Origin of the sequence: Allobosea sp. BK604 (assembly GCF_004341515.1) — a bacterium.
Taxonomy (GTDB): Bacteria; Pseudomonadota; Alphaproteobacteria; order Rhizobiales; family Beijerinckiaceae; genus Allobosea.
The window spans coordinates 461,006-486,009 of record NZ_SLZF01000005.1 but is presented as its reverse complement, the minus strand read 5'-3'; the positions used below and the strand labels follow the sequence as shown (position 1 = coordinate 486,009).

Genomic DNA, 25,004 nt, shown 5'->3' with positions numbered 1-25,004 from the left:
GAGCGGATGTCACGGACATCATTGAGGCCGAGGATGAACCGGCCTTGAACGCTCCGCAGGGCACGGCCCCGCGTCTCGCTTGCCCGCTGCCTTGCCCGTGACCGGCTTTTGGCCAGTTCGATCGTTCCCGCGAGGATGCCGCAACCCCCGCGAGAAAACAGAGATGGAACAACAGTTTGCTCAAGGAGATTCCGCTTTCCGTGAATGGCAGGGATCGCATGGACGCGGCTGGCATGGCGGGGAGCGCTCGCACACGCGCCGGTGGGCGCGCCCGCAGCCAGGTCCCGCACGACCCTGGGTATGTTGACTCCTGCCTCGGTAATGTTCTCTTTTTGTTCTGAAGGAGAGAGCAGTCGATGGGCGAGGCCGAGCAGACCGTCACCACCATCAGCGAGGACGAGGTCGACGCCGTCCTGGCCGAGGCCAATGGCGACGCGCGCGAGGCCATCCGCATGCTGCTGCACGATCTCGCCGCCCTGGCCGCCGATGCGCAGCGCCAGGTCAGCAACGGCTATCTGCGCGGATTCACGACATGGAAGAGGGTGGTCTGATGGCAAGACGCACGGAACGGGTCTTCACGCCATATTCTGCGGCGCAGATGGTCAAGGATATCGAGGAGGTCCGCGGCAAGATCGGCGCCTGGGATGCGAAGGTGCCGATAGGAGCACCGATCCACGTGGCGCTGATGGGCTATAGCAACGCGCTCATGCTGCTGCTGCACACGGCGCGCGGCGACACCTACCGGGCGATCGGGCAGCCGGACCGCGTTGTCGTGGGCCATTCCTCGCCGCCGGGCATGACGCCGCGGGACTGGCCGTGAGCGCCGCCAGGGCGTTCAGGATCGCCAGCGCGGGCGAACGCCAGGCGGCGGCCGAGCGCCTGGCCGTCCTGGCCGGCCGGACGCACCGGGAGGCGGCCTGCGAGCGCGCCGCTCTGCGCTGCGCGATCGAGGCCTATGACCGCCTGGAAACGCAACCGGTGCCAACGAGCGGGTTTCCGTCATGCGAGGGCAGATTGTCGGAAGCGGTCGATGGCACCCATCAAATCGTCTTCGTTTTCAGCAACGGCCGCTGGCGCAGCTCTGACGTCAGTTAGGTCTGGTGCGCTTCGTTCCCAAGGATGCCGCCAAGGCCCATCTGATTCATAATGAGAGCCCGCCTCGATAAGTCATTGGCTCCCGGCCCAAATTCAGCTTTGGCGCATGGACCGGGATGCAGGAGGGGCGGGGCCGCCAAAAGGCTGGGATCACCCGGACCTACTCCAAAGGTACGTGGACTATCCCATGTGTCGGGCCTAGGCTTTGCCTGGATATGCGATGGCCATCAAGGCATGTGAGATGCTCCAATTTTGGGCTGGGCGGCAGGGAAATCTTCAGATGCTCGGCGCAGCGCTGCTGCTCGGCCCGGCCTTGCTCGCTCTGTCCTCGTGGATGGACTTGCTTTTACCTGAGATCGAAGCCGTTCTTGCTGGCGCCGGATATGTTGTGCTGACCTTCGCGGTGGTCGGCTTGTCGCAGAATTGGGGCGAGGGAACCGTCCCCGGGGCAAGCCCAGCCGACGCCAAGGCTCACCAGCCCGGTCCCGGTCTCGTCCAGCTTGCAGCGTCACTTCGGCGTTATGGTTTGCTGCTAACCATCGCGACGATCGCGCTGACGGCAAACGCGCTCGTCATCGCGGCCTATGCGAGCAGCCCTCAGGTGACGCCCCGGAGCCTGCTGAGCGTGATCGAGACGCAGACCTGCCCGAATTTCTGGGCCGCCCTCTTCATCAATTGCCTGGCGCTTCTAGGCTGGGCCGACCTTGCGAGATCGGACAGATAGGCGATGGCGCCCAAGCGAATGGCATATGAGCGCGCGAACCTGTCGTTGACCCTGGAGCAGCTGACCGGCCACCGCGTAGGCGACCCCAAGGATGCTCCCACCGGTATGATCAGAACGATCTACGAGGCATACAAGAAGCCCCTCGATCAGCTTTCGGACTGGGACATCCGGCTCCTCGTCAGTCAGTATCAGGGGTACCCTTATGTGCTCGATCTCGTGTGGCCCAAGCTCGAAGCGGACCCTCTCTTCGACGGCGGCCTGTATCCGGGTGACGTCTTGGTGAGCCTGGTGAGAGCCGAAGACGATATGTGGGCAGAGAGGCCGGATTACAGAGCCCGGCTGCAGGCACTCTGCGACTAGGCGCTGCAGCGACCGGATGACGAGACCAGAACCTTCCGGAAGAGCCTCAAGCTCTGACGCGAGGCAACTGCTTTCGACCGACTGCATTGAAAGCCCCGCGGCAATACGGGGGCGAGCCCGGTCAAGCGTGGCGTGGAAATTCCGTCTGTCTGCGGCCGGCATTGCTGGCCGCCACGGGTGTTTTCTTGACGCGCAGAGAACGTTCTTCCCCCGCTGAAAAGAACGTTCTTCCCCCGCTGAGCGGCGGTGACGTCCCCGAATTCACGCCAGCCGGGCTCTTCGACCAAATCGACCTCTAACGGACGCTTGCCATTCGGCAAGAAACGATGGCTTGGTCGTGATCTCCTCAGGGGGTGCCGATGATCGACCAGACCACCTTGCTGACTTACTGTCTCATTGTGCTGGGATTTGTGTTTGTCCCCGGACCGGCCACCCTGCTCACCGTGGCCCGAGCAACCACCTCGGGCACACGAGTCGGTATCGCGACCGGAGCAGGCATCACGGCGGGTGACATCATTCACACCACCTTCGCTGCCATTGGCATTTCGGCGATCATTGCGACATCGGCGCTTTTGTTCAGCGTCGTCAAATATCTTGGTGCTGCCTATCTCGTGTATCTCGGGATCAAGGCCATTCTCGACAAGACGCCAGCGGCTTTCGGCAGAGGCCAAAGCCAGATTTCTGCGCGTGAGGCATTTCGGCAAGCCATTTTGGCTGAAGTGCTCAACCCCAAGACGGCCCTGTTCTTCCTCGCCTTCCTGCCCCAGTTCGTGCACCCGGAGAACGGGCCGGTCTCACTTCAGTTGATCATTCTAGGTGTGCTGTTCGCCTTTATCGGCTTCTTCAGCACGGTCGTGTTTGCCGTGAGCGCCGGCGGATTGGGTAACTTCATCCGCCGTCATCCAGCCGTTTTGAAGTGGCAGGGCAAGGCCGTCGGAGGGATCTATTGCGCCCTCGGCGTGCGATTGGCGCTGCAAGAGCGGTAGGACAATCTGCGCGGCGTGGCGCCGGCGGCATCGGTCGCCGTGCCCCACCTCATCACGGTATAGCCAGCGGCTACGGGATCCGGAACTTAGCATCGCGAACGGACAAGCGGCACTCGTGACGGTAGAGCCAAGCTACGGCTGCGACCTCGTTGCAATCAGTGCGAACGTTCAGATCCACCCCATAGCTTGAGTTCGGCCGTTTAGACTCAGAAGACACGGATCGTCTGCTCAGGATCAGAAGCCATGATATTCGGATCGGTGTGCTACGCTCTTAGCCTGGCTCTTTCTTTGTCCGTGCTGGTGTTCCTCGGCTCTGGCGAAGCATGGAGTTTCAAAAATCTAGGCGGGATTGGGTTGATGGCGCTCGCGTTGTTCACGGGAATATTCGTTCGAAATAAAATCTATAACTTAATCATGATTATCATGATTTCATATGCGGCCTGGGAAATACACAGCTATTCGGGCTTTCAGGGAGATGCCAAATCGGCCACCCAGATCAAGAATGATGCCGTGGTAATCGGGATATTTGCTTACATGGGATGGCTTCTCACGGCTACTTACTTTCTATGGAAGTTGGCAGAGCGCCTCGCGCGGTGGAAAGCCAAATCCCTCGCATTCAACCGGGACATCAAGCGGTAGCGGCCTGGCATCGCCTGCGAGAGCGCGCTATCGACCCATCTCGGAGATTTAGAGCATTTTCGAGCGAAGTGGATACCGGTTCGCGTGAAGAAAATGCGTCAAAACAAATAGATAGAGCATTTTCGCGATCCGGGGAAACGCGGAAATGCTCTAGGCGGAAGCTTCGCGCTCGTCATCCAGTCCGGCAACGTAGTTCTTGATCGATTGCGCCACGGTTACGGCGCGAGCGTCTTGCTGCGGGTGAGGGCTCAGTCCCATATAGTTGCGTTCGACTGTCAGCAGATATGTGGCGGCATCCTGAACAGTGCCCCCTCGACGCAGATGGCGAGCGACCGCGAGCAAATACCTGTCATACTCGTCGACATAGCCCTCGGTCCCCCAGACATCCTTGTAGGTCAGAAGGCCGATTGGGTCCCACTCCCTCCAACCGATGTCGCGCAACCTCGCCATGTCGATACGGGCTTCGCTACTCATTGGCTGGCCTTCGCAACACATGTGCGCCAACAACCTCTCGTGGACGGGAACGCGTTTCAGCCCGCCGGCTTCAAGCGGGCACGAGCGGAGCTCAGAAGATCCGCATAGTCATCGCGGAAGGGGGCAACCAACTGCTCTTCCAGCTGGCACAGCACATGATTGAGAACCGCAACCTCCGCTGTTTGCTCAACAGGCCGCCCGTCGCCGGAAAGGCTTTCCCACAAATACTCGAACAAGAGGACCGCTTGATCCCCATCCAGGTGAATAACCGCGTGATCGGCGTTGTGGGGACGGTTTGGCATCTTCTGATCATCCTGAAATGGTGCCTCGACAGCAATGACCGCTTTCAACGCAATGCTGATCATAGGCATTTACTTGCCAGACAGCGCTCCGAGCCGTGCAAGCCCCAGGCATTTCCCCGTCATCCCGGACAAGCCGTTTTAGCGGCGCTGCTCCGGGATCCATCGAAGGGCGTTGCGCTTTACGATGGATCCCGGAGCTCCGCTGCGCTCCGTCCGGGATGACGCCGTCCGGTGCTGAGACATCACTGTAGATTGCAGGCGGAGATCCGCTGCCGGATCTCCGCGTCTTGCTTGCGGCTTAGAATCTTACCGCGAGGTTCGCCTTGAAGGCGTGGTCCTGCGCATCCTGGGCGAGCTGTCCGGTATAGGACACCCCGAGCGTCGCACTCTTGCTGATCGCAAGGTCGAGCCCGGCTTCGACGAGCGCGGCATCCCGGGCGATCGGCAGGCCGGCGACGGTGAAGGCGCTGGAGCCGGCGAAGGCCAGCGTCGCAGTCGGATCGACATCGCCGAAGGCGTGGCGCCAGGCGAGGCCACCGCGCAGGGTCAGGTCCATGCCCGAGAGCGCGAACGCGGTCGAGGCGCGCAGGCCGAGCGTCGAATAGCCGAGGCTGGTATCGTCGCTGCGGCCGTTGAGTGCCGCGGCGCCGCCGATCTCGTTGAAGCCGTCGGTGTGGAGGTTGACGTAAGCGAGGCCGGCGAAGGGCTCGAGCGCGACCTGTCCGACATCGAAGCGATAGCCGAGCTCGCCGAAGACCTGGGCCGTGCCGGCATTGTAATCAGCCCGCAGGCTGTTGCCGAAGCCCGGGAAGGCGACGATGCGCGAGGTCTCGATCTCATGCCAGGTGTAGCTTGCACCGGTGCGCAGGCTGAGCGCGCCCCACTGCCCGCCGCCATAGAGGCCGAGATGGTAGTTGTCGCTCTCGCCGGACGACAGTCTGCCCTTCACGTCGAACTCGCTGCGGCTGTAGCCGGCAATGACGCCGAAGCGCATCGTGTCGAAGGCAGCGACATCGGCCCCGAGCAGGAAGCCGCCGGTCGAGCGCGTCAGCTTGGCGGCATTGCGATCGGTATCGGTCCTGCCCCATGAACCATAGCCCTGGCCCCAGACGGCGAAGCGCTCAGTCGGCGCCAGCCTCGGCATCGGACCTTTCACGGCAGGCGCAAGGTCGGCAGTGAAGCCGTAGCTCATCGTCGCCATCGGCGCGGCGCCGACGCCACCGAAGGCCGAGCGCAACCGGTCGTTCACGGCGTTGCGCAGCAGCCAGCTTTCCTCGACCAGCGCGGTCTTGGCCGAGGCATGCGCATCGCCCGAGAGCGCGTCGAAGGCGGCGCGGGCCGAAGGCGCGTCAAGCACCAGCAGGCTATTATAGAGCGCCAGCGTTCCGCCGACCTGCGGCAGGCTGTTGAGCCCCAGGGCAGTCGCGTATTGGTTCGGCGTCTGGGCCACCGTCTGGAACACGGCCGGCGGCGGGGCAGGGGGCGTCACCGGCGGCGTCGCTGGTGGGGTGACCGGCGGAGTAACCGGGTCGGTTGGCGTGCCCGGATCGGTCGGAGGCGTGACCGGAGGCGTCACGGGCGGCGTGCCCTTGACCGCGATGACGAGGTCGACCTGGTTCGGCCGCTGGTCGACGCTGAGATCGAGGAAGGCCGAGCGCGAGACGGCGCCAGGCGCGCTGCCGGCGACACCGCCGGTCGCGGTCAGGATCGTATAGCGCTGGCCGTTGATATAGCTGGTCTGCGGATCGAGCGCGCTGACGCCGACCTGGCTGCCGGTGACCGTGGCGATGCCGGTGACAGCGATGCGGTCGGACGTGCCATTGCCGGCGATCTCGGCCTCGTAGGTCGAGCCCGGCGCCAGCGTCAGGTTGCCGTTGACGGTCAGGGTGCCGATCGAGTTGCCGGGCGCGATCGTCGCGCCGGACTGGATCGTCGTGGCGCCGACCGTGCCGTTGCCGCCGAGCGAAGCGCCGGCGAGCACGGTCACCGCCGAACCCGCCAGCGAGCCGTTGACCGAGAGCTTGCCGGCCGCGACCGTGGTCGCGCCGCCGAGCCCGCTGCTGCTGCCGGTGAGGTTGAGAGTGCCCGCGCCGCGCTTGGTGAAGGAGCCGGTGCCGACGATCTGGTTGGCGAAGGTGGCGTCAACAGGCTGGTCGATGATCAGGGCGGCGTTGTTGAAGATCCCGGCGCTGCCGAAGCTGGTCGCCGAGCCGATCAGCGTTCCGGCCGAGATCGTGGTGCCGCCGCTATAGGTATTGGCGCCGGTCAGCGTCAGCGTGCCGGAGCCCTCCTGCGCAACCCGGCCGGTGCCCGAGATCGCGCCGCCGAAACTCACGGCATCCGAGCGGTTGAAGCTGAGCAAGCCGGCGCCATTGACCGCGACATCGCCCTGGATGGAGCCGCTCGTGCCGCCATTGCCGAGGACCAGGCGGCCCTCGGAGATCACGGTGCCGCTGGTATAGCTGTTCTGGCCGGTCAGGATGAGGTTGCCCAGGTCCGACTTCACCAGCTGCGCGCTGCCGGTCAGGTTGGAGGCGATCGTCGCGGTCACGCCGCCACCGCCCGCGCCGTCGCCGACGCGGATGAAGGCCTGCGCGCCGGTCAGCGTGATCTCGCCGCCCTGGATGATGTAACCATTGGTGAGGAACTGCATGCCCCCGGCAATGACCGGGCCGGAGCTGGTGTCGACCGTGACCGTGCCGGCGGCGCCCTGGAACACCGCGAAGGCGCCGGTCGCGAAGGAGCCGTTCGGGGCGCCGGCCTGGTTGGTCCAGACCGGACTGCCGATGCTCTCCCAGACGCCGTTGCCGCCGCCGATGACGCCGTTGTTCGGCGCATCCGGGCCGTCCCAGAAGCGCAGCACCATGCCGGCCGTGTTGATGAGGTTGATCTGCCCGGGAACGGCCGTCTGCAGGAAGAAATCCGGCGAGGGCAGCGAGCCCGTGGTGATGCTGCCGATGAACGCGCCGCCATAATCGATCAGCCGGTAGACACCCGGCGCGAAGCTGCCGCCGGCGGTCGTCGTCACGTTCAGGGTGGTCCCGTTGAGCGTGATGCCGCCGCTGACGGTGAGGAGGTCGTTGAGCGCCCCGCCGGCCACGCCGGCCTGGCCGAGATCGAAATTCAGGACGGCCGCCGTGTCCATCAGCAGATTGCCGTTGATCGTCAACGAGCCGGGAGCCGATCCGGCTCCTCCCGGCGCCAGGGTGCCGCCGACAGGTGCCACGACGACGCCGGTGATGCTCCCCGAACCGCCCAGCGTCGCCCCTGCATCGATCGTGACCGCGGCATTGATGGAGCCGTTGACCAGCAAGGTGCCCGCAGTGACGGTCCAGGGCAGTGCCGTGTTGTTGATGCCGGTCAGCGTCCAGGTGCTGCTGCCGACCTTCTGGAAATTGTCGAAATTCCGGTATTGCGCGGTCGCGCCGATGCTCGAAGCGTCGAAGCTGGCATCGGCGGTGCCGCCAAGGCGGAAACTGTCGCCTGCGGCCAAGCTCGCGTTTCCGACCACATTGCCGAAGATCTGCGAGCCGGCCTGGAGCTCCAGATGGATTGCGCCGGTCGTGGCTCCCGCCGCGAGTTCGATCGCATTGGCGCCCGCGCCGCCGCCCCGGATCGTTCCGCTATTGACGATATCGAGGCTCGTGCTCGCGTTGTTGCCTCTGATGGCGGCGACTCCAGGTCCTGCCTCGATCGTCCCGGTATTGGTGATCAGGCTGCCGGTCTGGCGCACAAGGATGGCTGAATGGCCTGTTGTCGTGCCTGTCCCGCCACGAATGACGCCATGGTTCGTCAGCGTGGGGACGTTTCCCGGGCCGCCAAGGTCGACACCCAATCCCCCAGCGCCTGCTGAGCCATTGCCGCCCTGGAGAAGACCCATATTGGTGACGGAAGCGCCTTGCCGGATCCCGACGGCCGTTCCCCCGGTCGCACCATCAAGGCCTCGATACGAACCCATCAATGTATACAGGGTCGTATTGCCGATCAGAGCGATCGCGGTGGCGGCCGTCTGAGGAGACAGCACGAAACCCTGGGTGTCGATCGTGATGGGCTTGACCGTTACGGGCAGGCTCGTCGTGCCCACGGTGAAGCTCTGGGTCAACACGATCGTCGAGCTGGGATCGCCGTCGCCATTCGCCGTGGTGATGGCGCTGCGCAACCCGGCGTCATCGCTGACGAAATAGGTCGCTGCCGAGACCGCCGAGGGCAGCCAGCAGGCGAGTGCGGCGGCGCTGACGTCAGCGAGCAGCCTGCCCCTTCTCCTGCCTTCTCTGGTGAATTTCACATAGTCCGTAGAACGCTCGCCCGCGCCCGCCTGCATCGTCCGTCTCCGGTAGGCATATCCAGAGCGGAGCGCTTAGGTGATTCGCCCCGCCTCGCAAGCTCTATGGCACGACAAGGGCAACGGGTCGTTACGGAACGAGCTTGGATTGTGGACTTGGCCGAGGGAGCCGCCTTCAGGCCGGGTCCCTCGGCCAAAGCTCTGGCGTCATTCCGTTTGAATCATTGTCGCAGGAGCCCGCCTCAAGAGGCTGTTGTCACGTCAGAATTTCGACGCGAGGTTGGCCTTGAAAGCATGATCCTGGGCATCCCCGGCGAGCTGTCCCGTATAGGACAGACCGAGTGTCGCGCTCTTGCCGACAAGGCCGCAGGCTTTTCTCCGTCATCCCGGGCAAGCCGCTTCAGCGGCGCCGCTCCGGGATCCGTCGAAGGGCGTCGCGCTCGACGATGGATCCCGGAACTCCGCTGCGCTGCGTCCGGGATGACGCCGTCCGGTGCTGAGACATCACTGTAGATTGCAGGCGGAGGTCCGCTGCCGGATCTCAGCGTGATGCGGTGACCTGATCGAGTTTATGTGGAGAGTTGCTTGGCTTCTTGCGGAATCATGCTCTTTCGAATCTTGCTCTCCACCCCGTCCAGGCGAGCGACCGGGAGCACGCGCAGAGCGCAGGAAGCGTATCCGCGAACTGATCACGAGACACCCCGCGGCAGGACTGTTTCCTCTTCGCCACACCCGTCTTTCTCCGATCGCGTTGGCGCGGCCGGAGGCTTGCGCGCGCGGAATCGGCGCCTAGATTTTTCGTCGCAACCTTGGGCTGGAGGAAGGAGACAATGCCCTTTTCATCGCTGAGTGATCCAAACGACCTCGCGCGAGCGCAAGCGGCCATCGAGGCCGTCTGGAACAAGATCAAGGCGACCAGTCCCGGGAGCGTTCCCGAGGAGCGGGTCGAGCGCGAACGGAACGAACTGGCCTATATCGCGGCCGCGCTCGTCGGCGTCATCAGCGATGACGACGAATTGAGATCGCAGATCTTTGATCGCTGGCAACGAAATCGCTGATGACCGGCGGAGCTTCGCTGCGGCCGAGCTCTTCCTGTGTCGCTGACGCCACGCGCTTTCCAGCCGAGCGCGGGGCACACGAGGCGGGTTCGCGCGTTGATACTCGCGCACCCGGAGGCGCACGCAATAACAGGGTTCGACAATGGCGAAGGTTTCGAATCTCGATCTCGAGGTGATCGACGTCAAGCAGATGATGGTGAGTGCCGACCCCTCGGAAGGGGCCGTCATCACCGTGGAGATCGTCGGCGAGCAACTCGTCGACATCCACCTGTCGCCGCATGCTCTCGCGAAGTTGGAAGCCTTTCTCGCCCGTGCCAATGTCGAGCAGGCCAAGCACGTGCCGATGCAGTGAGGTGAGGAAGCGCCGATGTGCGGACGTTTCAGCCAGGCCTATACGTGGGAGGACGTCTATGCGTTCAGCCAGCCGCTGACGGTGCCGGCGGCGCCCGCGCCCAATCTGCAGGCCCATTACAATCTCAGCCCGACCAACGAGGTCGACGTCATCGTCTGGAGCGGCCAGGGCCGCGCGCTGAAGAAGGCCCGCTGGGGCCTGGTGCCGCCCTGGCACAAGGGCCCGCTGAAGGGCGTCGTGCCCCATATCAATGCGCGCCTGGAGACGATCGATACCAACAAGCTGTTCAACCGGGCTTTCGTCAAAAACCGCTGCATCATTCCGGCCAGCGGCTTCTACGAGTGGACCGGGCCGAAAGAGGACCGCATCCCGCATTTCATCAGCCATGCGAACGGCACGCTCATGGCCTTCGCCGGCATCTGGGAACGCTGGCGCAACCCCGAGACCGGTGAGGAGATCGTCAGCTGCAGCATCATCACCCGCGAGGCGAATACATGGATGTCCCAGCTCCATGACCGCATGCCGGCGATGCTCCACCCCGCCGATTTCGATCACTGGCTGCAGGGCCATGGCGGCAAGGATCTGCTGATGCAGCCGCCGCCGGAGATGCGCGAATGGATCGTCCACAAGCGGATGAACAGGGCAGGGGTCGGCGACGATGATCCGGCGACATGCGCGCCGGCCCCGGCAGAAGAGCCCGTAGCGCCGGAGCCGCCGGTTCAGGGCTCGCTCATCTAGAGCATTTTCGAGCGAAGTGGATACCGGTTCGCGTGAAGAAAATGCGTCAAAACAAATAGATAGAGAATTTTCGCGATTCGAAGAAACGCGGAAATGCTCTAGAATTCTGGCGGCGACAGGACTGGTCAGCAGGCTGCAAATGGGGATGGGGCTCGCTCCGGCCACTCACTCCGCCGCCAGCGGCTCCGGAGCTGGCGCACGCGCAAATTCCACCTTCAGCGAGCGCATGATGGCGCCGAGACCCGGCTCGCCGACCAGATCCGCCGCGTCGCTGAACTTGAACCATTGCTGCCGGCGCTCGGCCTTCTCCGGCCAGGTGTCCAGCCGGCGATCGACACGGAGCTTGAAGAGCTTCACCCGGCACAGGATGGGCCCGTCCGCGCATTGCTTCCAGTAGAGGTACTCGGCGAGCGGCCGCTTGCAGATCTTGCCGATCACGCCAGCCTCTTCCGCAGCCTCGCGGGCTGCGGCCTCATGTGCTTTCAGCCCCTTGATCGGCCAACCCTTGGGAACCGTCCAGCGCTTCGTCGTCCGCGTCGTGACGAGCAGGACCTCGACCGATCCGTCGGCGCCGTGGCGCAGAGGCAGCGCTGCGACCTGTAGGCGGGCCTTTTCGGAATGCGGCTTCTTCATGCTCGGATGCGTTCCAATTCGAAGCGACGAGGCAAGGTGCGGGTCGCGAGAGCCGCCCCGCCCCGACTGGTGCAAGGAGCGGGCCGCCGCCCGCGCCGCCGCCTCAGCGCCGGATCCGGGACAAGCTTGGGAACGCTGTGGGATAACGGATCGTTCCGGCCGACATTGGTCGAAGCGATGATCGGGTGGTCAAGCGCAGCGCTCTGCGGGGCCTCATCTTTCCATGTACGAACGGCGCTCCGCTACGCATTTCAGCAACTGCGCCGGTGCCGCCCTCCCGCGCCAATGCCCTGCGACGTTTTTCTGCGGGAACGTGGGGCTTTGTGCCCAGTTATTGCGGCATGACCATGAAATCTGCCTTCAAGACCGGACAGAGCCTGAGCCCCTCCCAGCAGTCGGCCTATGACTGGCTGCAGGCAAACGGGGGCGATGCGGTCTGGACCAGGTTCGGACAAGTGCTCGCCGGAGGGAGCGTTTCGTCGGCCCGCAAGTCGACCTGGCAGGCACTCACCGCGGCGGGATTGGTCGAGGCCTATGGGACGAAACGGCTTCGCCTGGTCAGACCAGCGAAACCTCGAGCGACACGCGGCCAATGAAGGACATGTGCTTGTCGCTATAGCTGGTCACCGCGATGTCGAGCAGCGTCCCGTCCTCGCACGTCACCCGGATCGGGTAGAGGAAGTCGATCGTTTCAAGTCGGGACGTATCGCAGCGGAGATGACCGGTTCGTCCGGGGCCATCGAGGCTGACCATATCAATGGTCACGGGGACGGGAATGCCCGCCCGAGTGACAAGTTCACCTTTGTTGCTGAACATGGATGCTGCCTTTGACGTGTCGGCAGCCCGGCGCGGGCCAGGGCTATAACGCGCGTGGGTCGAATTGGTTCCCTCGACCGGCGCCGGAATTACGGGGTAGCGGAATCGTCGCGCACCGCAAAAAAAAGGGCCCCGACAGCTCTGGAGCTGACGGGGCCTGGCCAGTTCCGAAGGCGATTGCGACGGCACCTTCGGCTTGGAATGACGCGTTTCCGCCCATCGGCGTCGCGCCTATGCTCCGACGCCTCGGCCGCCGAGTCCATGCTTCCTGTCGAGTTGCCCACAGCCCTGTCTGCAGCGCCGTGATGCCGCGGTGGAACGAGTGAGGCGATCAGCCGTTTAGAGGCCATGGCTCACACACCCCTGACGATCCGCAATGATACCGAACTCGCCGCCGCGCTGGCACGCGCCGACGACTTGCTCGACCGCGAGGGCGATGACACGAAAGAGCGCGAGCTCTCCGAGATCGTCGCGGCGATCGATGCCTATACCGACAGCATGAAGGTGCTGCGGGGCGTTTCGGACAATCCGCACGAAACCAGCAATGTCACGGCTGCCGGGGTCGGCGAGGAGTGAACGGAGAGCTGCCGTGCTGATGGATCGTGACCTTCCGATTATCAGCGACGACACCGACCGCTTGATCGCGCTGAGGCGCATCGCGGAGCTTTCAGGCGCGATCGTCAGCGCAGAGGAGAAGGGCGAGCTGATCGCCCTGGCCGACGCCGTCGCGCTCTATGATGCACTGAAGAAGGCGGCCGGCAGCGCTGCGAACGACAACCTTCCAAGGAGGGGGTAGATAGCTGCGGGGATGGTGTGCAGCGCGATGTCACCAGATCCGCGTCACCTGGTAGAGCGTGCCGGTGAGGACCACGACTCCGATCACGAGCCAGAGCAACCGGTCGATGGAGCGCCTGCGGCGATCGTCGGGCTGGTCCATCATGCGGCCTTCGGACGAGAGCTTGCTAAGCGCTCAACTGTCTCGGACGCCCGGCGTTCCATCACGCCTGAGCTCATATTCATTAACGGCCGCCCTGAGGGCTTCGCTCTATGCTGAAGCTGAACTTGACGCAGGATGAAAGCCGCCAGTCGGCTCCCGCCCCTCGTCGGCTTCAAACCCAGGGCTTCGGAATATGCTCTTGCGCATGCGCGCGCTGCACGGCCGGTCGCTCGATCATGCGCTGCAGGTAGGCGCTCAGCAGCGGTCGACTCGCGGCAGGTCGGTCCATGCCACGGGACCACCGCGCCAATGTGAAGAGGTAAGCATCGACTGCGCTATAGCTATCGCCCAGCAGCCATGGGCCGCCATGTCGCGCCAACTCAGCTTCGACGCGATCGAATTGAACGTCGATCCGGCGTTCGGCGGCCGCCTTGATCTCTGCCTGTGCCTCGGCCGTCTCCGCGACTTTGCCTGGGTGAAGATACAACGACAAATTGGCGTGCAACGCCGTAGAGAGCCACATAAGCCACTTATAGAACTGTGGCCGCAGGGCGCTCCCCTGTTCTGGCATCAGCGGCACGCTCGGATTCATCTCGAGCAAATGCAGAATGATTGCAGTGCTCTCGAAAATCACCAGACGTCCGTCCTCTAGCGTAGGGACCAGGCCGTCAGGGTGAAGGGCGAGGTATGACGGATTTTTACTCGGGCCCTTATGCAGATTTACGAAGGATAGTTCGTATTCGGCGCCGATTTCTTCGATGACGATATGAGTGGCGAGGCTGATGAAGCCCGGATAGTAGTGGAGGCGCAGCATCCCGGACCCTGTTTTTCGCACTTGGCGGCGCATTATTGAGCGGCGGGGGGTTTAACGGTCAAGCTCACAAGCCCTGCCGGCGAATGACCCCGCTCCACCCATCCCGGTCGTTTCCGGCGCTCGCATTCGGATCTTGGCCTGGGATTGGCCGGCGGGCTTGACCTTCGGCGCGATCAGCGCGCTGCGCAAAGCGACACGAGCAACGACGCTGGCGCGGAATCGTTCCGTCCCGCTCCCTGGGCATTTTGGATAAACCCTTGAGCCGGAACAGCTCTCGCAATGGGACGTTGGCCCTTCGACACCATTGGGAGTTCAGCCACCATGGCCCGGACAGGTCTGGAAGTCGCGATCGAGATGGCGAGCAGGTTCCAGGGCCGCGACTGGGTCTCCCTGCTGGCCGATCAGGCGCGCCATACGCGCGACTATGTCGAATGGAACCTTCGCCAACCGGAGCCGCTGCCGACCGACATCGCCCGCGCAGTAGAGTTGATGCTCGCCGACGATGGTGCGAACATCCTCAACAAGGCAAAGCCCGGGGATCTCGCCAAGCCATAATCTCGCCAAGCCTTAGAGCACGCGGCGATCAGATCGGATCACGCAGTCTATACGGATCGTTGAGTGGCGGATTCGCCGATCAGGTCGATGCGACCTGATCGGTCCCGGCTCTGGCGGCGGAACCGGAAGGTCTCGCCGCCGTTGAGTGGCAGCGGTCGCGTTGCGTAGGTGTCGCCATGGTGGTCAGGCCAAAGCTCTCGAAGAACGATGCGCTCGTCGTGCAGCGCCTGCGGCGGCACCATCCGGATCAGTACCAGCTGCCGCTGGAGCCGACGGAGCTCTACCGCGAGGCCTGCGAAGACGAGGAGGGCAATCCCCACATCGTCATCGTCTGGCGGACCATACCCGGCATGGCCGGCGTGATGTACACGCTGGAAGACGGCAGCGAGGTCAAATTCGTCGACGATTGCTGGTTCGAGATCGTCGCCACCGGCGGGTTGATCACGCGCTGCCCGACCGTCTGACAAGGAGGCGCCGCATGAAGGAGAGCCCGACAAGGCTGGAGATCGTCGACTTCTCGGAGATGGCCTTGAGCGCCGACCCGCTGGAAGGCGCCGTCATTGCCGGGCGCGGGGCCGACGGCAAGCCGATCGAGCTTTATCTCTCGGGTCACGCCCTCGCCAGGCTCGAGGCTTTCCTCGCCCGCGCGAATCTGGAACAGGCGAAGCATCACTCCTCGCACTGAGCCATGACGAGCCGGAGCCATGACGACCCGCGACCTCGCCAATGAACCGATGGCTTTCAGCCTGCTCGCCAATCGCGACGTCTCGACCTGGTCGTGGGAATGGCAGCACGAATGCGAGATCGCCTACCTGCTCGACATGTCCGCGGAGAAGCGCAAGGCGATGCTCTACGGCGTGACCGGCGGCGAGGGCGATGAGGCGAGGGGCATCAAGCACCATCGTGGTGATGCTGCCGTGGCGCAGCTGGTCGCGGAGATCGCGCGCCTCCAGCAACTGCGCAGCGAAAACCAAAAGGCCCCCGCCAGCAGGCGCTGACGGGGGCTGAGGGACCGTGGCTTAAACGCAAGAGCTGCAGGGAAACGTCCGCGGCTCACGTTGGTTCCAAGAAAATTATGCCGGCAAGAAAACGATGCCGGCAAGAAATCGATGCCGGCACGATAACGATGTCAGCAGGACATCAATGTGGGACGGCGCTCTCGCCCGCGACGGCAAGCGGGGTCATGGCCTGCGCGCCAAGAACCGAGGCGACGATCTGCCGGATGGCCAGGACCGAGCGAAGGGCTCCAGTGGATGGAGCCATCTGCGACGCCCGAGCCCGCCCGCGCATCGCCGCAACCAACCTGGCCTGAGCCCCGAGCTGCTCGATGGCGCGGTCCATCCGTGCGAGCGCGGGGCTTTCCGCATGGATATGCAGGTAGGTCTCAACGGTCGGGAGGGGAGCGGCTGCGGCCATCATGTTCAATCCATGCGGGTATGGCTGCAGGCATAGCCGCCGCGGGCCGGCCATCCAACCGCGAACCGGTCGTAAAGCATAACGGACCGTTACAGGCCGCGCTTAAAGCGCCCTTGCAAGCGCGATCTGGAAACAGAATGCGCGACCCTTGGGGCAGCCGCCTCTATCCGGCCGGCTGTGGCGACGCACTGAAACGTGCCAGCCAGCGAGATTGGAGCGCGCCGGAAGTGGACGCGGGCCGCCGACACAGGCAATCTCCGGCGACGACGTGTCTTCGAGCGCTGCACCTGTGCCGGGCGGGCTTTCCGCCGTGCGCCGGGACGGATGGTGCGATCAGCGTGGGAGCGGCAATGAGCGAGCTTCTATCGGCCGGAGCCCTGTCGGCCTTCTTCCAGGTCATCATGATCGACCTGGCGCTGGCCGGCGACAATGCCGTCGTGATCGGACTGGCGGCGGCGGGGCTGCCCAAGGAGCAGCGCAACAAGGCCATCCTGGTCGGGGTCATCGCGGCCACGATCCTTCGCATCGCCTTCGCCGGCCTCACGACCCAGATCCTGGAGATCGTCGGCCTTCTGCTGGCTGGCGGCATTCTCCTGCTCTGGGTGTGCTGGAAGATGTGGCGGGAGCTGCGGAGCGGCCATGCCTCGGACCACTCCGACGTCGATACGGAAGCGGAAGACGGCGATGGCCGCCCGCGCAAGACCTTTCGCCAGGCAGCCTGGCAGATCGTCGTCGCCGACGTGTCGATGTCGCTCGACAACGTCCTGGCCGTGGCGGGCGCCGCCCGGGACCATCCCGTCGTCCTGATCTTCGGCCTCGGCCTGTCGATCGCCCTGATGGGGATCGCCGCAAGCTTCATCGCCCGCCTCCTGCAAAGACACCGCTGGATCGCCTATTTGGGCCTCGCCGTCATCCTCTACGTCGCCATGGACATGATCTACCGCGGCTGGCTCGAGATCTGGCCCCTGACGTGACTGGAGCCGATGGAGCTCGGTCCGATCGCGTGGGGCGCGGCCTCACCGGGGCGGAACAAGAGGCCGAAGCGCATCGATCAGTGCGGTGGTGCCATGGCGTGGCTCGCCAGCATTGGGCTCGATATCGATCAGGCCACCCTTGCCATGGGCGTGGTAGAGCTTGACCAGGAGATCGGCGAGTCCCGCATTCCCGATCCGCTCGAATGTCTCCTGCCATTGCGCTGGCGGGACGGCCCGTGCCTGCACGGTTCGGCCCAGGAGCCCGCCCAGCGCCGCCGCCACATCATTGGCGCTATAGCGACGCGGTCCTTCGGCGTGGATGACCTCCACACCCTTGCGATCGGCGGGCCGCGACAGCAGGCCGGCGGCGATCGGGCCGAGATCCGCAGCCGAAATCATCGGAAATTCCCGGTCGAGCGGTGCGTGAAAGCTTGGCAGGATACCGGAGGCGATGGCGACGGGGATGGCGCGCGCCCATCCTTCCATATGCTCCGCCGATCGCAGGATCAGCACGTGGGCATCCAGCTGGCCGAGCCGCTCCTCGAAGCGGCGGAACATGCTGGGCATCCCGATATCCTTGGTGACATGCGCGCCGTAATCGGAAATGGCCAGCACGCGCTTCGGGCGGGTCTGCTCCAGCGCCCCGGCCAGGCTTTCGATCGCCTGCCGCATCTCTGCCGCCGTGTCAGTCGTCTCCAGCGATGCCGGCAGGATGATCTGCACGGCATCCGCGCCAGCGAGCGATCCGGCCAGCGCCGCTGAATCCCGGAGGTCGGCCAGAGCGATCTCGCAGCCGATCTCCCTCAGCCGCGCCGCCTTTGCCGGATCGCGCAGCACTGCCCTGACCGGCGCGCCAGCCTGGCGCAGCGCCAATGAGGTTGCATAGCCGACCTTTCCGGCGGCTCCGACGATTGCAAACATGTTCGAGATTCCCTGGTTGCGATGCGCAAGACCTAGGGAAGCGGGCTGGGCGCATCGCACAGATTCAGGCGGGCCTTTGCAAGTTCGGCCGGATTTCGCGGGGCGGACGCGTGATCTCGCCTGGCGTCAGGCCGAGGATGCGCCGCATCGTCGAGGCCATGTGGCTTTGATTGGCAAAGCCGGCGGCAAGGGCGATCTCGCTGGCCGGTGTCGTCGTCGTCGCGATCAGCGCACGTGCATATTCGGCGCGGCGACGGATCACATATTGATGCACGGGCGTGCCCGTGCTGTTGCGAAACAGCGTCTTGAGACGGGTCACGCCGACGCCCGTGACCGCCGCCAGATCGGCGAGATGAAGCTTCCGCTCAAGGTTCGTCTCGATGAATTCGGTCAGCACGCGCAACTGGCGCGTGGACAATCCTGGCGCATCGGCGCGTTTCGGGGACGGGCTGCCGGCAGTGGCGGTCTCGATCAGCCGGACCGCAAGGGCATTCGCCAGAAGCTCGATGTAGAGCGGGTCGGATGGCGTCTCCGCCTCGAGATCCGCCTTGATGGCCCAGCCGATCGCTTCGATCCGGGCATCGCGCAGCTGCAGGCGCGGGATGAGTTCGAGCCTAGCCGCGTCCCGCCCAAGCTCCTCGGCAACCTGGTCCATGAGCGACTGGCCAAGGCTCAGGCGCAGAATCCGGCAATCCGCGTCGTCCTCCCAGGAGCCCTCCGTTCCCGCCGGAACGAAATCGATGTCGCCCTGCTTCTGCAAGCGCCGCATCCGCCTGCCGCCAACGGTACAATCCGCGTTCGCGGGCGGGCCGAAATGGATGCCCAGCCTGTGGAGCTCTCCGCCCGGCGCGCGCGACAGGCCGCGCGGAACATGCACGAGCGCAGCCTCGAGCCCATTCCAGCCCCTGTCGGCGCTCGAGAACAGAACCTGAGGGACAGGCGAGGACAATGTCATGGTCGGACTTAACCTGCGGGATGATGCCGGCTCAATCCTCGTCGCAACATTGCGTCAATTCGAAGGGGCGCAGATGCGTTGGCCGCTGATCGCGAAGCCGAACCTCCGCTGCACGCTCATCTCAGGCGGTCCAGGTTTCGCGCACGCAGCGGCTATAGAGGCAAGGGCCGCTTTCAAGCTGTAACGGTCCATGCCAGCCTGTCCCGATGCCGACACTCACGATTCACGATACCGACCCAACCGGCTGCTTAGCGTTCGACCTGCGAGATATCCTCGCGGTCTTGCGGCCTTATGCCGAGAACGCAGATTGGGAAGTCGATCATGCGGATGAGGATTTTTGGGCCACGGGCAAAGACACCCGCCCAATTCGCGCGCTGGTTGCTTCCGGTGAGCGAGTATCCGGCAAAATTCTGAGTTCCCTGGCTGAAGACATCCATCAAGTTATCTGGGGGGAGTTCAGGGCGTTCAAGGGTTCGGCGACAACGCCGTGGACGATCGTGCGCGCGATTGACAGTTCATACTTCGAAATCGAGACAAACGACGACGAGGTCGTGGCCCTCATTCAACAGCGCTTCCATTGTGTTCGAGCGGAGGGCTGATCTGCCAGCACCCCCACAGAATTTTTGACGAAGTGGACACCGGTTCGCGTGAAGAAAATGCGTCAAATCAGACAGATAGAGAATTTTCGCAGAAGCGCGGAAATGATCCAAGCCGGCATTTGAAAACCGAGGCGGGTTGAAACGCCTCCGACCGCCCCGCCTGGCTGAGCGGCGACGATGCGGCCGGATCGCCTTCAGGCTGGGCACGCTCGCGGATGATCCAGCTACCGCCCCGAGCCATTGCTGCAGTTCATGAAAGCCATATGCGCGGCCGTGCCGAGTTTGGCCGACCTCCAGGCCCTGCGGCCGGGACGAGCCGGATCGTCGATCATCCGTCCGCCGTTTGCGAGCGCGCATGAGCAGGAGCGCTGATCCCTCATGCTGCGACATTCCGGCAGGATGCCCCCGCTCTGCGCCGATCCAGTCCCCCATGAGCCAAGCAGGATCAGCACGGCACCGCCGAGCATTACAACGTTACGCATAGTCGATTCCCCAAGCCGCAGCTCAGAGTTGCATGGCCTGGAGCCTGCGTCCACATCCTCGGCAGCCCGGCGCTTGCAGGCTTCCGGGCAAGAGGGGAGGTGTCGCGAGGGCAGGAGCAGAATTTTGCTCTTCCTCCTATGCGCCGGTCTCCGCCTGCCGCATCGCCTTCGTGTCCAGGCAATCCAGCAGCCAGGCCAGGCCGGCATCCGCCATGGCGGCTTGGGGCGTCACGGCATTGAGCCGGAAGCCGGGTAGCGGCAGCGGCGGGTCCAGGGACACGACACCGAAGCGCGGCCCAAGCAGGGCGGCGAACCGCCGTGGGATCGCCGAGATCAGGTCGCTCTCGGCAAGGGCGGCAATGGCGAACATGAAGTTTGGGACGGTCAGCGCGACCCGGCGGGAGCGCCCCAGCCTGAGCAGGGCCTCGTCGACGAAGCCGTGCGGATCGCCGGCGAGCGAGACCACGAGGTGCTGCGCCTGGCAATATCCGTCCAGCGTGGGGGCCGCCGCGAATGGATGTCCGGAGCGCATCGCGATGACGAAATCCTCCTCGTAGAGGAGCTGCCGATGGAAGCGGGCCGGAATCTCGTCGCTGGGCATGATGGCGACATCCAGGGAGCGCGCCTCCAGTTCGGCGAAGGCCTCTCGCCAGGCCCGGTCCGGGGCGGTCTCGCCCTGCGCGGGCAGGAGCTGGCGCAGGCTGATATCGATGCCGGGCGCGGATGCGCGCAGGCGCTCCAGCAAGGGCGGCAGGAAGACCGCTGAGACGCCGTCCGGCGCGCCGATGGTGAAGCGCCGGGTCGAGCTTGCCGGATCGAACGGCGCCGCCGTCGAGACGATATCGCGCACCCGCGCCAACGCATCCGCGATCGATGCCGAGAGCTCGACTGCCCGGTCGGTGGGGACGACGCCCTTCGGCGTCCGCATGAACAGCGGGTCGTTGAACAGGCGGCGCAGCCGGCCGAGCCCGTGGCTTACGGCGGAGGGGGAGAGGTTGAGCCGTTCGGCCGTTCGGCCGACATGGCGCTGCTCGAACACCGCCTCGAACAGCACGAGGAGGTTGAGATCGATCCGAGAGAGGTCAATCTGGTTCAGCATATCGCTGAAATCATATCATTGGCTTCAGCATGCTCAAGCTGCGCATCCTCGGCTTCACCGATCTGAAACCGAAAGCAGGAGCATCCCATGCAAAGCACCCGTCGTGGACTTGTCTGCTCGGCCGGCGCCGCCGGCCTTCTTGTGACGACCGGCTCGTCCCGAGCGGAGGAGGGCGCTGCTGTCGAGCTGGCGCTGGCGGAGCTCACACGGCGATCGGAGGAGGCCAATGCCGCGCTCCTGCGCGGCGAGGTCGACGCCTATCGCGCCCTGATCACGCTCACCGAGGATTTCACCTTGATGTCGCCCTTTGGCGGCAAGCCGTCGCGCGGACCTGATATCACCGAGGAGACCTGGGCGAGCATCGGCCGGTTCTTCAGGAACGGCAGGCTGAGACAGGAACTGGTTCAGGCCTATGGCTCGGCGGACATGGTCGTCCTCGCCGTCATCGAGCATGGGCATGGCGAGGTCGGTGGCCTGCCGGCGCAGGATTGGCCGCTCCGCGTCACCCTGGTCTATCGTCGCCATGGCAGCGAGTGGCGGCTGGCGCACCGCCATGCCGATCCCCTGGCCGGACAGATCACGCTGGCCCGCGCGGCGGCTCTGGCGCGAGGAGGCTGAGTGAGGCTCTCGAAGCGGGCCGCTCTGCGGCTGCCGCTTACGAGCCGATGGGCCGACGATGCGCCCAAGCTCCCCCGTTGAGGCATCTCGTTCTGCGTCACGGCCCCACGCGGCAACGCCCTTGGTTGTCGCACACCATCGTCGAGAACACGTCGACGCAACCCACCGGGCAATATCCGCCGACGCTTCGACCCATGCCCTGGGCTTCGTTGAAACAGCCCACGCATTTGCGGGCGAATTCCTGCTGCGTCACCCGTCCAAATGGGGTGTCCATCAGAGCGGGCTGCGAGCGCGGCGTGGCGCTGCCCGAGCAACGCGCGTATTCAGTACTCTTGCCTTTGCGCGTTTCCCGCAGACGCCCGTTTTCGAGCAGATGCCATCGCACATCGAGCGTGTATGTGTTGCCCTCTTCGCTGCATGCGAGACGGAGGCTCCAGCCATTCTCGCTCCGGCTGGATCGCGTCGTCTTGCAGGCGAATTCATGCCCCGACATCCCCTGCCGCGTAATGCGAAAGACGTCGTCGAATTCACATTTATCCGCGCTGCGGGACCAGGTTCCGAGATAGGCCGTATCGATCGCGCCGGACGTGACGGCCGTGGATAGCAGAATGCCCAGTACAAGCGACGCTCTCATCAGCGCGATTGCGGCTGATCCCAATCCCATCACACCCCTCCCAGGAGCTGGAGCATTATGCGTGGCCGGCTCGAACATCGGACGCGCCGCGATGCATGCCGCTACGGCAGCGGCCAGGATCGCGACGGCAATGCGAAGGAGGCAGGCCTTCGAGCGAGGCCAGACATGTTCGAGGCGAAGTAGGCGGAGGCCGTAAGCTGCTTTTAAGCCACCTTATAAGCGCATCAAAACCGGTGTAACGTCCCGGATAGCCTCAACCGATCCGATATTCTTGCTGTTCGACTGGCCGGTGGCGCCGACGATAGTGTCGATAAAGTTGGTCGTTTAGCAGATTATATTTCGGGGTACCTCCTTTGGTTGCATTGCCGCCATGATGGCTGTTGGCTTCCGGCAGATCCCGTGACAGGTGGCGACTTGGTCCGGATCGATCGGGAAGAGCATGCGCGCTGGCGCAGGAGCGTCTCCCTGGAAACGGGCAGCTGGCGCGAAGGGGGGCTGATGAGGACGATCTGGCTGGGGGCGCTGCTGGCGAGCGCCGTAGTCTCTCACGCAGCGCAGGCGGCCTGCGTGGAACCGCAAGCAGGGGCGCAGGCGGCTCCGGCCTTCTCGCCGCCGCTCGCCCAGGTCGTGACCGGCGCCGGCCGGCTGCAATTCTATTCGGCGCCGAACGGCCAATGTGCCGTGAAGGGCGTCTTCGTCATCCCCAATGATCGGCTCATCGCCTATGCGCAGACGCAGGACGGCTGGTCATCGGTGATGTACCTCAACCCCAGGACCGGCGGCGACGTCAGCGGCTGGGTGAGGTCGGCCCGGCTGAGGACCGTCGGAACCGTGGGGCCGAAGCAGTAATCCGGCCGTCGGAACGTCGCTTCTCTGCGACAGCCGTGATCATCCAACCAGCCATCGGCCGTCGCCCCGGTCGGTTGTCCGAGCGCGTCCATGCGCCAGGCGGGCGCGCTCCGTCGCGAGGCCGTCACCGGCATGTTTCAAGGCCGGCTGTGATGCATCTGGATCATCGGACCGGACGTATCCCGTCCGCTGATCCAGCTTCTTGCTTTCGCATCGGGTTTTCCGAAAACCGCTATCCACTTTTCGGGCCGATGCGCCAGGCCGTCGTGGTTCCGTCCCGTCCCCACGGCCCGAACCTTGCGCCATCCGCTTTCAATGCGCCTGTGCCGATCCAATCTGAAACATCATGTATCGCGTGGGGCCAACATGTCGTTGAAGAGCAGTCAGGGACGTTCCATTTCGAATTACGATGAGTGCGCCGTCCATCTACTAAGCGCCTTCTTCTGCGCAACCGGGAAGACCGCGCAGGACGCTCGCATCCGCAAGGCTATCGAAACCGTGCTGGTCGACCTGGCCGGGACGCAGGTGCGCGCAACTGCTTCGAACGTGATCCAATTCCCGCGCAAGGCGCCGGGATAGGATCGGGCCGGCAAGAAAAGCGGCCAGGCCAGATCAGAACTGGCAGGCAATAACCGGCAGGATGACTACGCCTTTTTCTCGGTTTGTGCGGAGTGGGGGGCCATGACGGTTGGTCGCGGCATGCAGGCCATCTGGCTACGGATGGCCGTCGTCATCGTGGTGGGGTTCGCGGTGACCGTGCCCCTGTGGGGGTGAGAAGCGCGCGCATCGGCTTTTCCGAAAACCGCAATCCACTTCGGGCCGATGCGCTCGAGCCGGATCCGATCAGGTTGAATCAATCTGGTCGAAACCGGCTCTAAACGATTGATAGAGAACGCCTGTCCGATCTGACCGCCTCGCGATCAGATCGGTTCGGCAGCAGCCCGGCGAGCCCTCAGCTCCCCGCGGCGGCCGTATCGATGTGCCAGGTGATCCGGCCGTCCGATCTGACCTGGCCCGCCGGCAAATCGCGGCCTGCCCTGATGTCACCAAGCCGGTCTCGCTTGTCCTCGCCGGTCACCAGGAACGCGATCTCGCGGCTCGAGGCGATTGCGCCGAAGGTGAGCGTAACCCGCGGCACGAAGGGCTTCATGCCGGCCTCCGGGACGGGCGCGACCCAATGCGCCCGATCCGCCAGGGCGGGGCTCGCCGGGAACAGCGAGGCCGTATGCCCGTCACCGCCCAGGCCGAGCAGGACGAGGTCGAAGAGCGGCCGGCCCGGTTCAGGCCCGGAGCCGCCGTAGAAGCGCCGGATCTCCTCGTCGTAGAGGCTGGCCACGCGCTCGCAATCGCCGGCCTGCGTCGGCACGAGATGGACGTTCTCCGGCGGGATCGCGACATGCTGCAGCAGCGCCTCGCTCACCATCCGCGTATTGCTGTCGGGGTGGTCATGCGGCACCACGCGCTCGTCGCCCCAGAACAGATGCAGCCGCTGCCAGCGCACGCTGTCGCGATAGGCGTCGGAGGCCAGGAGCCGGTAGAGCCGCTGTGGCGTCGAGCCGCCGGAGAGGGCTATGGCGATGCGTTCGCGCCCTGCATCCTGCGACAGGCCGGCGATGATCCCGGCCATGGCCGCCGCCACGGCATCAGGATCGGAATGGACGATGGTCTCGGCCAAGGGCGGGTCTCCCGGAT

The 25,004-nt window shown here is 64.5% G+C and carries 33 protein-coding genes; 21 read left to right on the top strand and 12 right to left on the bottom strand.

Annotation, left to right across the window (positions count from 1 at the left end; translation table 11 throughout):
* Positions 1–356 precede the first annotated feature (356 nt).
* From EV560_RS18185 to EV560_RS18155, 7 genes are all read left to right on the top strand, one after another.
* Positions 357–551, top strand: coding sequence for a hypothetical protein (locus tag EV560_RS18185; RefSeq protein ID WP_131857177.1), 195 nt, complete (start codon positions 357–359; stop codon positions 549–551).
* Positions 551–820 (top strand): hypothetical protein, encoded by a 270-nt coding sequence (locus EV560_RS18180; RefSeq protein ID WP_131857176.1) that lies wholly within the window; start codon positions 551–553, stop codon positions 818–820. Before EV560_RS18185 ends, EV560_RS18180 begins: the two co-directional genes overlap by 1 nt.
* On the top strand, positions 817–1,095 hold the full coding sequence (locus EV560_RS18175) for a hypothetical protein (protein ID WP_131857175.1): 279 nt from the start codon (positions 817–819) through the stop codon (positions 1,093–1,095). The genes EV560_RS18180 and EV560_RS18175 overlap by 4 nt, the downstream gene beginning before the upstream one ends.
* A gap of 220 nt (positions 1,096–1,315) precedes the next feature.
* Entirely contained in the window at positions 1,316–1,819 is a 504-nt protein-coding gene (locus EV560_RS18170) for a hypothetical protein (RefSeq protein ID WP_131857174.1), read from the top strand.
* A gap of 3 nt (positions 1,820–1,822) precedes the next feature.
* Positions 1,823–2,179: a contact-dependent growth inhibition system immunity protein gene (locus tag EV560_RS18165; protein ID WP_131857173.1), complete on the top strand. Its 357-nt coding sequence runs from the start codon at positions 1,823–1,825 to the stop codon at positions 2,177–2,179.
* A gap of 359 nt (positions 2,180–2,538) precedes the next feature.
* On the top strand, positions 2,539–3,165 hold the full coding sequence (locus tag EV560_RS18160; protein WP_131857172.1) for a LysE family translocator: 627 nt from the start codon (positions 2,539–2,541) through the stop codon (positions 3,163–3,165).
* A gap of 243 nt (positions 3,166–3,408) precedes the next feature.
* Positions 3,409–3,804, top strand: a complete 396-nt coding sequence (locus tag EV560_RS18155; protein WP_131857171.1) for a hypothetical protein — start codon at positions 3,409–3,411, stop codon at positions 3,802–3,804.
* 150 nt (positions 3,805–3,954) lie between these two features.
* On the opposite strand, the gene EV560_RS18150 is transcribed toward EV560_RS18155, so the two are convergent.
* From EV560_RS18150 to EV560_RS18140, 3 genes are all read right to left on the bottom strand, one after another.
* Positions 3,955–4,278: a hypothetical protein gene (locus tag EV560_RS18150; protein ID WP_131857170.1), complete on the bottom strand. Its 324-nt coding sequence runs from the start codon at positions 4,276–4,278 to the stop codon at positions 3,955–3,957.
* Positions 4,279–4,334: 56 nt separating this feature from the next.
* Positions 4,335–4,643, bottom strand: coding sequence for a hypothetical protein (locus EV560_RS18145; RefSeq protein ID WP_248312114.1), 309 nt, complete (start codon positions 4,641–4,643; stop codon positions 4,335–4,337).
* Between the two features lie 235 nt (positions 4,644–4,878).
* Entirely contained in the window at positions 4,879–8,901 is a 4,023-nt protein-coding gene (locus tag EV560_RS18140) for an autotransporter domain-containing protein (RefSeq protein WP_131857169.1), read from the bottom strand.
* Between the two features lie 791 nt (positions 8,902–9,692).
* Between EV560_RS18140 and EV560_RS18135 the strand changes: the two genes are divergently transcribed.
* The 3 genes from EV560_RS18135 to EV560_RS18125 all read left to right on the top strand — a co-directional run bounded on the left by EV560_RS18135 (position 9,693) and on the right by EV560_RS18125 (position 11,010).
* Positions 9,693–9,920: a hypothetical protein gene (locus tag EV560_RS18135; protein WP_131857168.1), complete on the top strand. Its 228-nt coding sequence runs from the start codon at positions 9,693–9,695 to the stop codon at positions 9,918–9,920.
* A 142-nt stretch (positions 9,921–10,062) separates the two neighbouring features.
* Complete coding sequence (locus EV560_RS18130; protein ID WP_131857167.1) at positions 10,063–10,272, top strand: hypothetical protein; 210 nt, start codon at positions 10,063–10,065, stop codon at positions 10,270–10,272.
* A 15-nt stretch (positions 10,273–10,287) separates the two neighbouring features.
* Positions 10,288–11,010, top strand: a complete 723-nt coding sequence (locus EV560_RS18125) for an SOS response-associated peptidase (protein WP_131857166.1) — start codon at positions 10,288–10,290, stop codon at positions 11,008–11,010.
* Positions 11,011–11,175: 165 nt separating this feature from the next.
* On the opposite strand, the gene EV560_RS18120 is transcribed toward EV560_RS18125, so the two are convergent.
* Together EV560_RS18120 and EV560_RS18115 are read right to left on the bottom strand one after the other, a co-directional pair.
* A complete protein-coding gene (locus EV560_RS18120) occupies positions 11,176–11,643 on the bottom strand; it encodes an NUDIX hydrolase (protein WP_131857165.1) in 468 nt (155 codons plus the stop codon).
* A gap of 558 nt (positions 11,644–12,201) precedes the next feature.
* Positions 12,202–12,459, bottom strand: coding sequence for a hypothetical protein (locus tag EV560_RS18115; protein WP_131857164.1), 258 nt, complete (start codon positions 12,457–12,459; stop codon positions 12,202–12,204).
* 348 nt (positions 12,460–12,807) lie between these two features.
* Here EV560_RS18115 and EV560_RS18110 point away from each other — a divergent pair, with 348 nt between their 5' ends.
* Positions 12,808–13,035 carry a hypothetical protein gene (locus EV560_RS18110; protein WP_131857163.1) on the top strand — a complete coding sequence of 76 codons (228 nt, stop codon included), beginning with the start codon at positions 12,808–12,810 and terminating at the stop codon, positions 13,033–13,035.
* A gap of 13 nt (positions 13,036–13,048) precedes the next feature.
* Complete coding sequence (locus tag EV560_RS18105; protein WP_131857162.1) at positions 13,049–13,255, top strand: hypothetical protein; 207 nt, start codon at positions 13,049–13,051, stop codon at positions 13,253–13,255.
* Between the two features lie 313 nt (positions 13,256–13,568).
* On the opposite strand, the gene EV560_RS18100 is transcribed toward EV560_RS18105, so the two are convergent.
* On the bottom strand, positions 13,569–14,210 hold the full coding sequence (locus EV560_RS18100) for a glutathione S-transferase family protein (RefSeq protein WP_131857161.1): 642 nt from the start codon (positions 14,208–14,210) through the stop codon (positions 13,569–13,571).
* 321 nt (positions 14,211–14,531) lie between these two features.
* On the opposite strand from EV560_RS18100, the gene EV560_RS18095 reads away from it, so the two are divergent.
* From EV560_RS18095 to EV560_RS18080, 4 genes are all read left to right on the top strand, one after another.
* Positions 14,532–14,765 carry a hypothetical protein gene (locus tag EV560_RS18095; RefSeq protein WP_131857160.1) on the top strand — a complete coding sequence of 78 codons (234 nt, stop codon included), beginning with the start codon at positions 14,532–14,534 and terminating at the stop codon, positions 14,763–14,765.
* 176 nt (positions 14,766–14,941) lie between these two features.
* Complete coding sequence (locus EV560_RS18090) at positions 14,942–15,229, top strand: hypothetical protein (RefSeq protein WP_131857159.1); 288 nt, start codon at positions 14,942–14,944, stop codon at positions 15,227–15,229.
* Between the two features lie 14 nt (positions 15,230–15,243).
* Entirely contained in the window at positions 15,244–15,450 is a 207-nt protein-coding gene (locus EV560_RS18085) for a hypothetical protein (protein ID WP_131857158.1), read from the top strand.
* A 19-nt stretch (positions 15,451–15,469) separates the two neighbouring features.
* Positions 15,470–15,763: a DUF7696 family protein gene (locus tag EV560_RS18080; RefSeq protein ID WP_131857157.1), complete on the top strand. Its 294-nt coding sequence runs from the start codon at positions 15,470–15,472 to the stop codon at positions 15,761–15,763.
* Between the two features lie 142 nt (positions 15,764–15,905).
* Here the strand turns inward: EV560_RS18080 and EV560_RS18075 are convergent, their stop codons facing one another.
* Positions 15,906–16,184, bottom strand: coding sequence for a hypothetical protein (locus EV560_RS18075; protein ID WP_131857156.1), 279 nt, complete (start codon positions 16,182–16,184; stop codon positions 15,906–15,908).
* Between the two features lie 347 nt (positions 16,185–16,531).
* Between EV560_RS18075 and EV560_RS18070 the strand changes: the two genes are divergently transcribed.
* Positions 16,532–17,155, top strand: coding sequence for a TerC family protein (locus EV560_RS18070; protein ID WP_131857155.1), 624 nt, complete (start codon positions 16,532–16,534; stop codon positions 17,153–17,155).
* 42 nt (positions 17,156–17,197) lie between these two features.
* On the opposite strand, the gene EV560_RS18065 is transcribed toward EV560_RS18070, so the two are convergent.
* The gene (locus EV560_RS18065) at positions 17,198–18,076 is read right to left on the bottom strand and encodes an NmrA family NAD(P)-binding protein (protein WP_131857154.1); all 879 of its coding nucleotides are present in this window, start codon (positions 18,074–18,076) and stop codon (positions 17,198–17,200) included.
* Between the two features lie 64 nt (positions 18,077–18,140).
* Complete coding sequence (locus EV560_RS18060; protein ID WP_131857153.1) at positions 18,141–19,031, bottom strand: helix-turn-helix transcriptional regulator; 891 nt, start codon at positions 19,029–19,031, stop codon at positions 18,141–18,143.
* Positions 19,032–19,237: 206 nt separating this feature from the next.
* Here EV560_RS18060 and EV560_RS18055 point away from each other — a divergent pair, with 206 nt between their 5' ends.
* Positions 19,238–19,630, top strand: coding sequence for a hypothetical protein (locus EV560_RS18055; RefSeq protein WP_131857152.1), 393 nt, complete (start codon positions 19,238–19,240; stop codon positions 19,628–19,630).
* Between the two features lie 618 nt (positions 19,631–20,248).
* On the opposite strand, the gene EV560_RS18050 is transcribed toward EV560_RS18055, so the two are convergent.
* On the bottom strand, positions 20,249–21,211 hold the full coding sequence (locus tag EV560_RS18050; protein ID WP_131857151.1) for a LysR family transcriptional regulator: 963 nt from the start codon (positions 21,209–21,211) through the stop codon (positions 20,249–20,251).
* Positions 21,212–21,298: 87 nt separating this feature from the next.
* On the opposite strand from EV560_RS18050, the gene EV560_RS18045 reads away from it, so the two are divergent.
* On the top strand, positions 21,299–21,829 hold the full coding sequence (locus EV560_RS18045; RefSeq protein WP_131857150.1) for a YybH family protein: 531 nt from the start codon (positions 21,299–21,301) through the stop codon (positions 21,827–21,829).
* Between the two features lie 97 nt (positions 21,830–21,926).
* On the opposite strand, the gene EV560_RS18040 is transcribed toward EV560_RS18045, so the two are convergent.
* Positions 21,927–22,493: a hypothetical protein gene (locus tag EV560_RS18040; RefSeq protein ID WP_131857149.1), complete on the bottom strand. Its 567-nt coding sequence runs from the start codon at positions 22,491–22,493 to the stop codon at positions 21,927–21,929.
* 468 nt (positions 22,494–22,961) lie between these two features.
* On the opposite strand from EV560_RS18040, the gene EV560_RS18035 reads away from it, so the two are divergent.
* The gene (locus tag EV560_RS18035) at positions 22,962–23,312 is read left to right on the top strand and encodes a hypothetical protein (RefSeq protein ID WP_248312113.1); all 351 of its coding nucleotides are present in this window, start codon (positions 22,962–22,964) and stop codon (positions 23,310–23,312) included.
* 366 nt (positions 23,313–23,678) lie between these two features.
* Complete coding sequence (locus EV560_RS18030) at positions 23,679–23,891, top strand: hypothetical protein (protein WP_131857148.1); 213 nt, start codon at positions 23,679–23,681, stop codon at positions 23,889–23,891.
* A 373-nt stretch (positions 23,892–24,264) separates the two neighbouring features.
* Here EV560_RS18030 and pgl read toward each other — a convergent pair whose 3' ends face one another.
* On the bottom strand, positions 24,265–24,987 hold the full coding sequence (gene pgl, locus EV560_RS18025) for a 6-phosphogluconolactonase (RefSeq protein WP_248312112.1): 723 nt from the start codon (positions 24,985–24,987) through the stop codon (positions 24,265–24,267).
* Positions 24,988–25,004 lie beyond the last annotated feature (17 nt).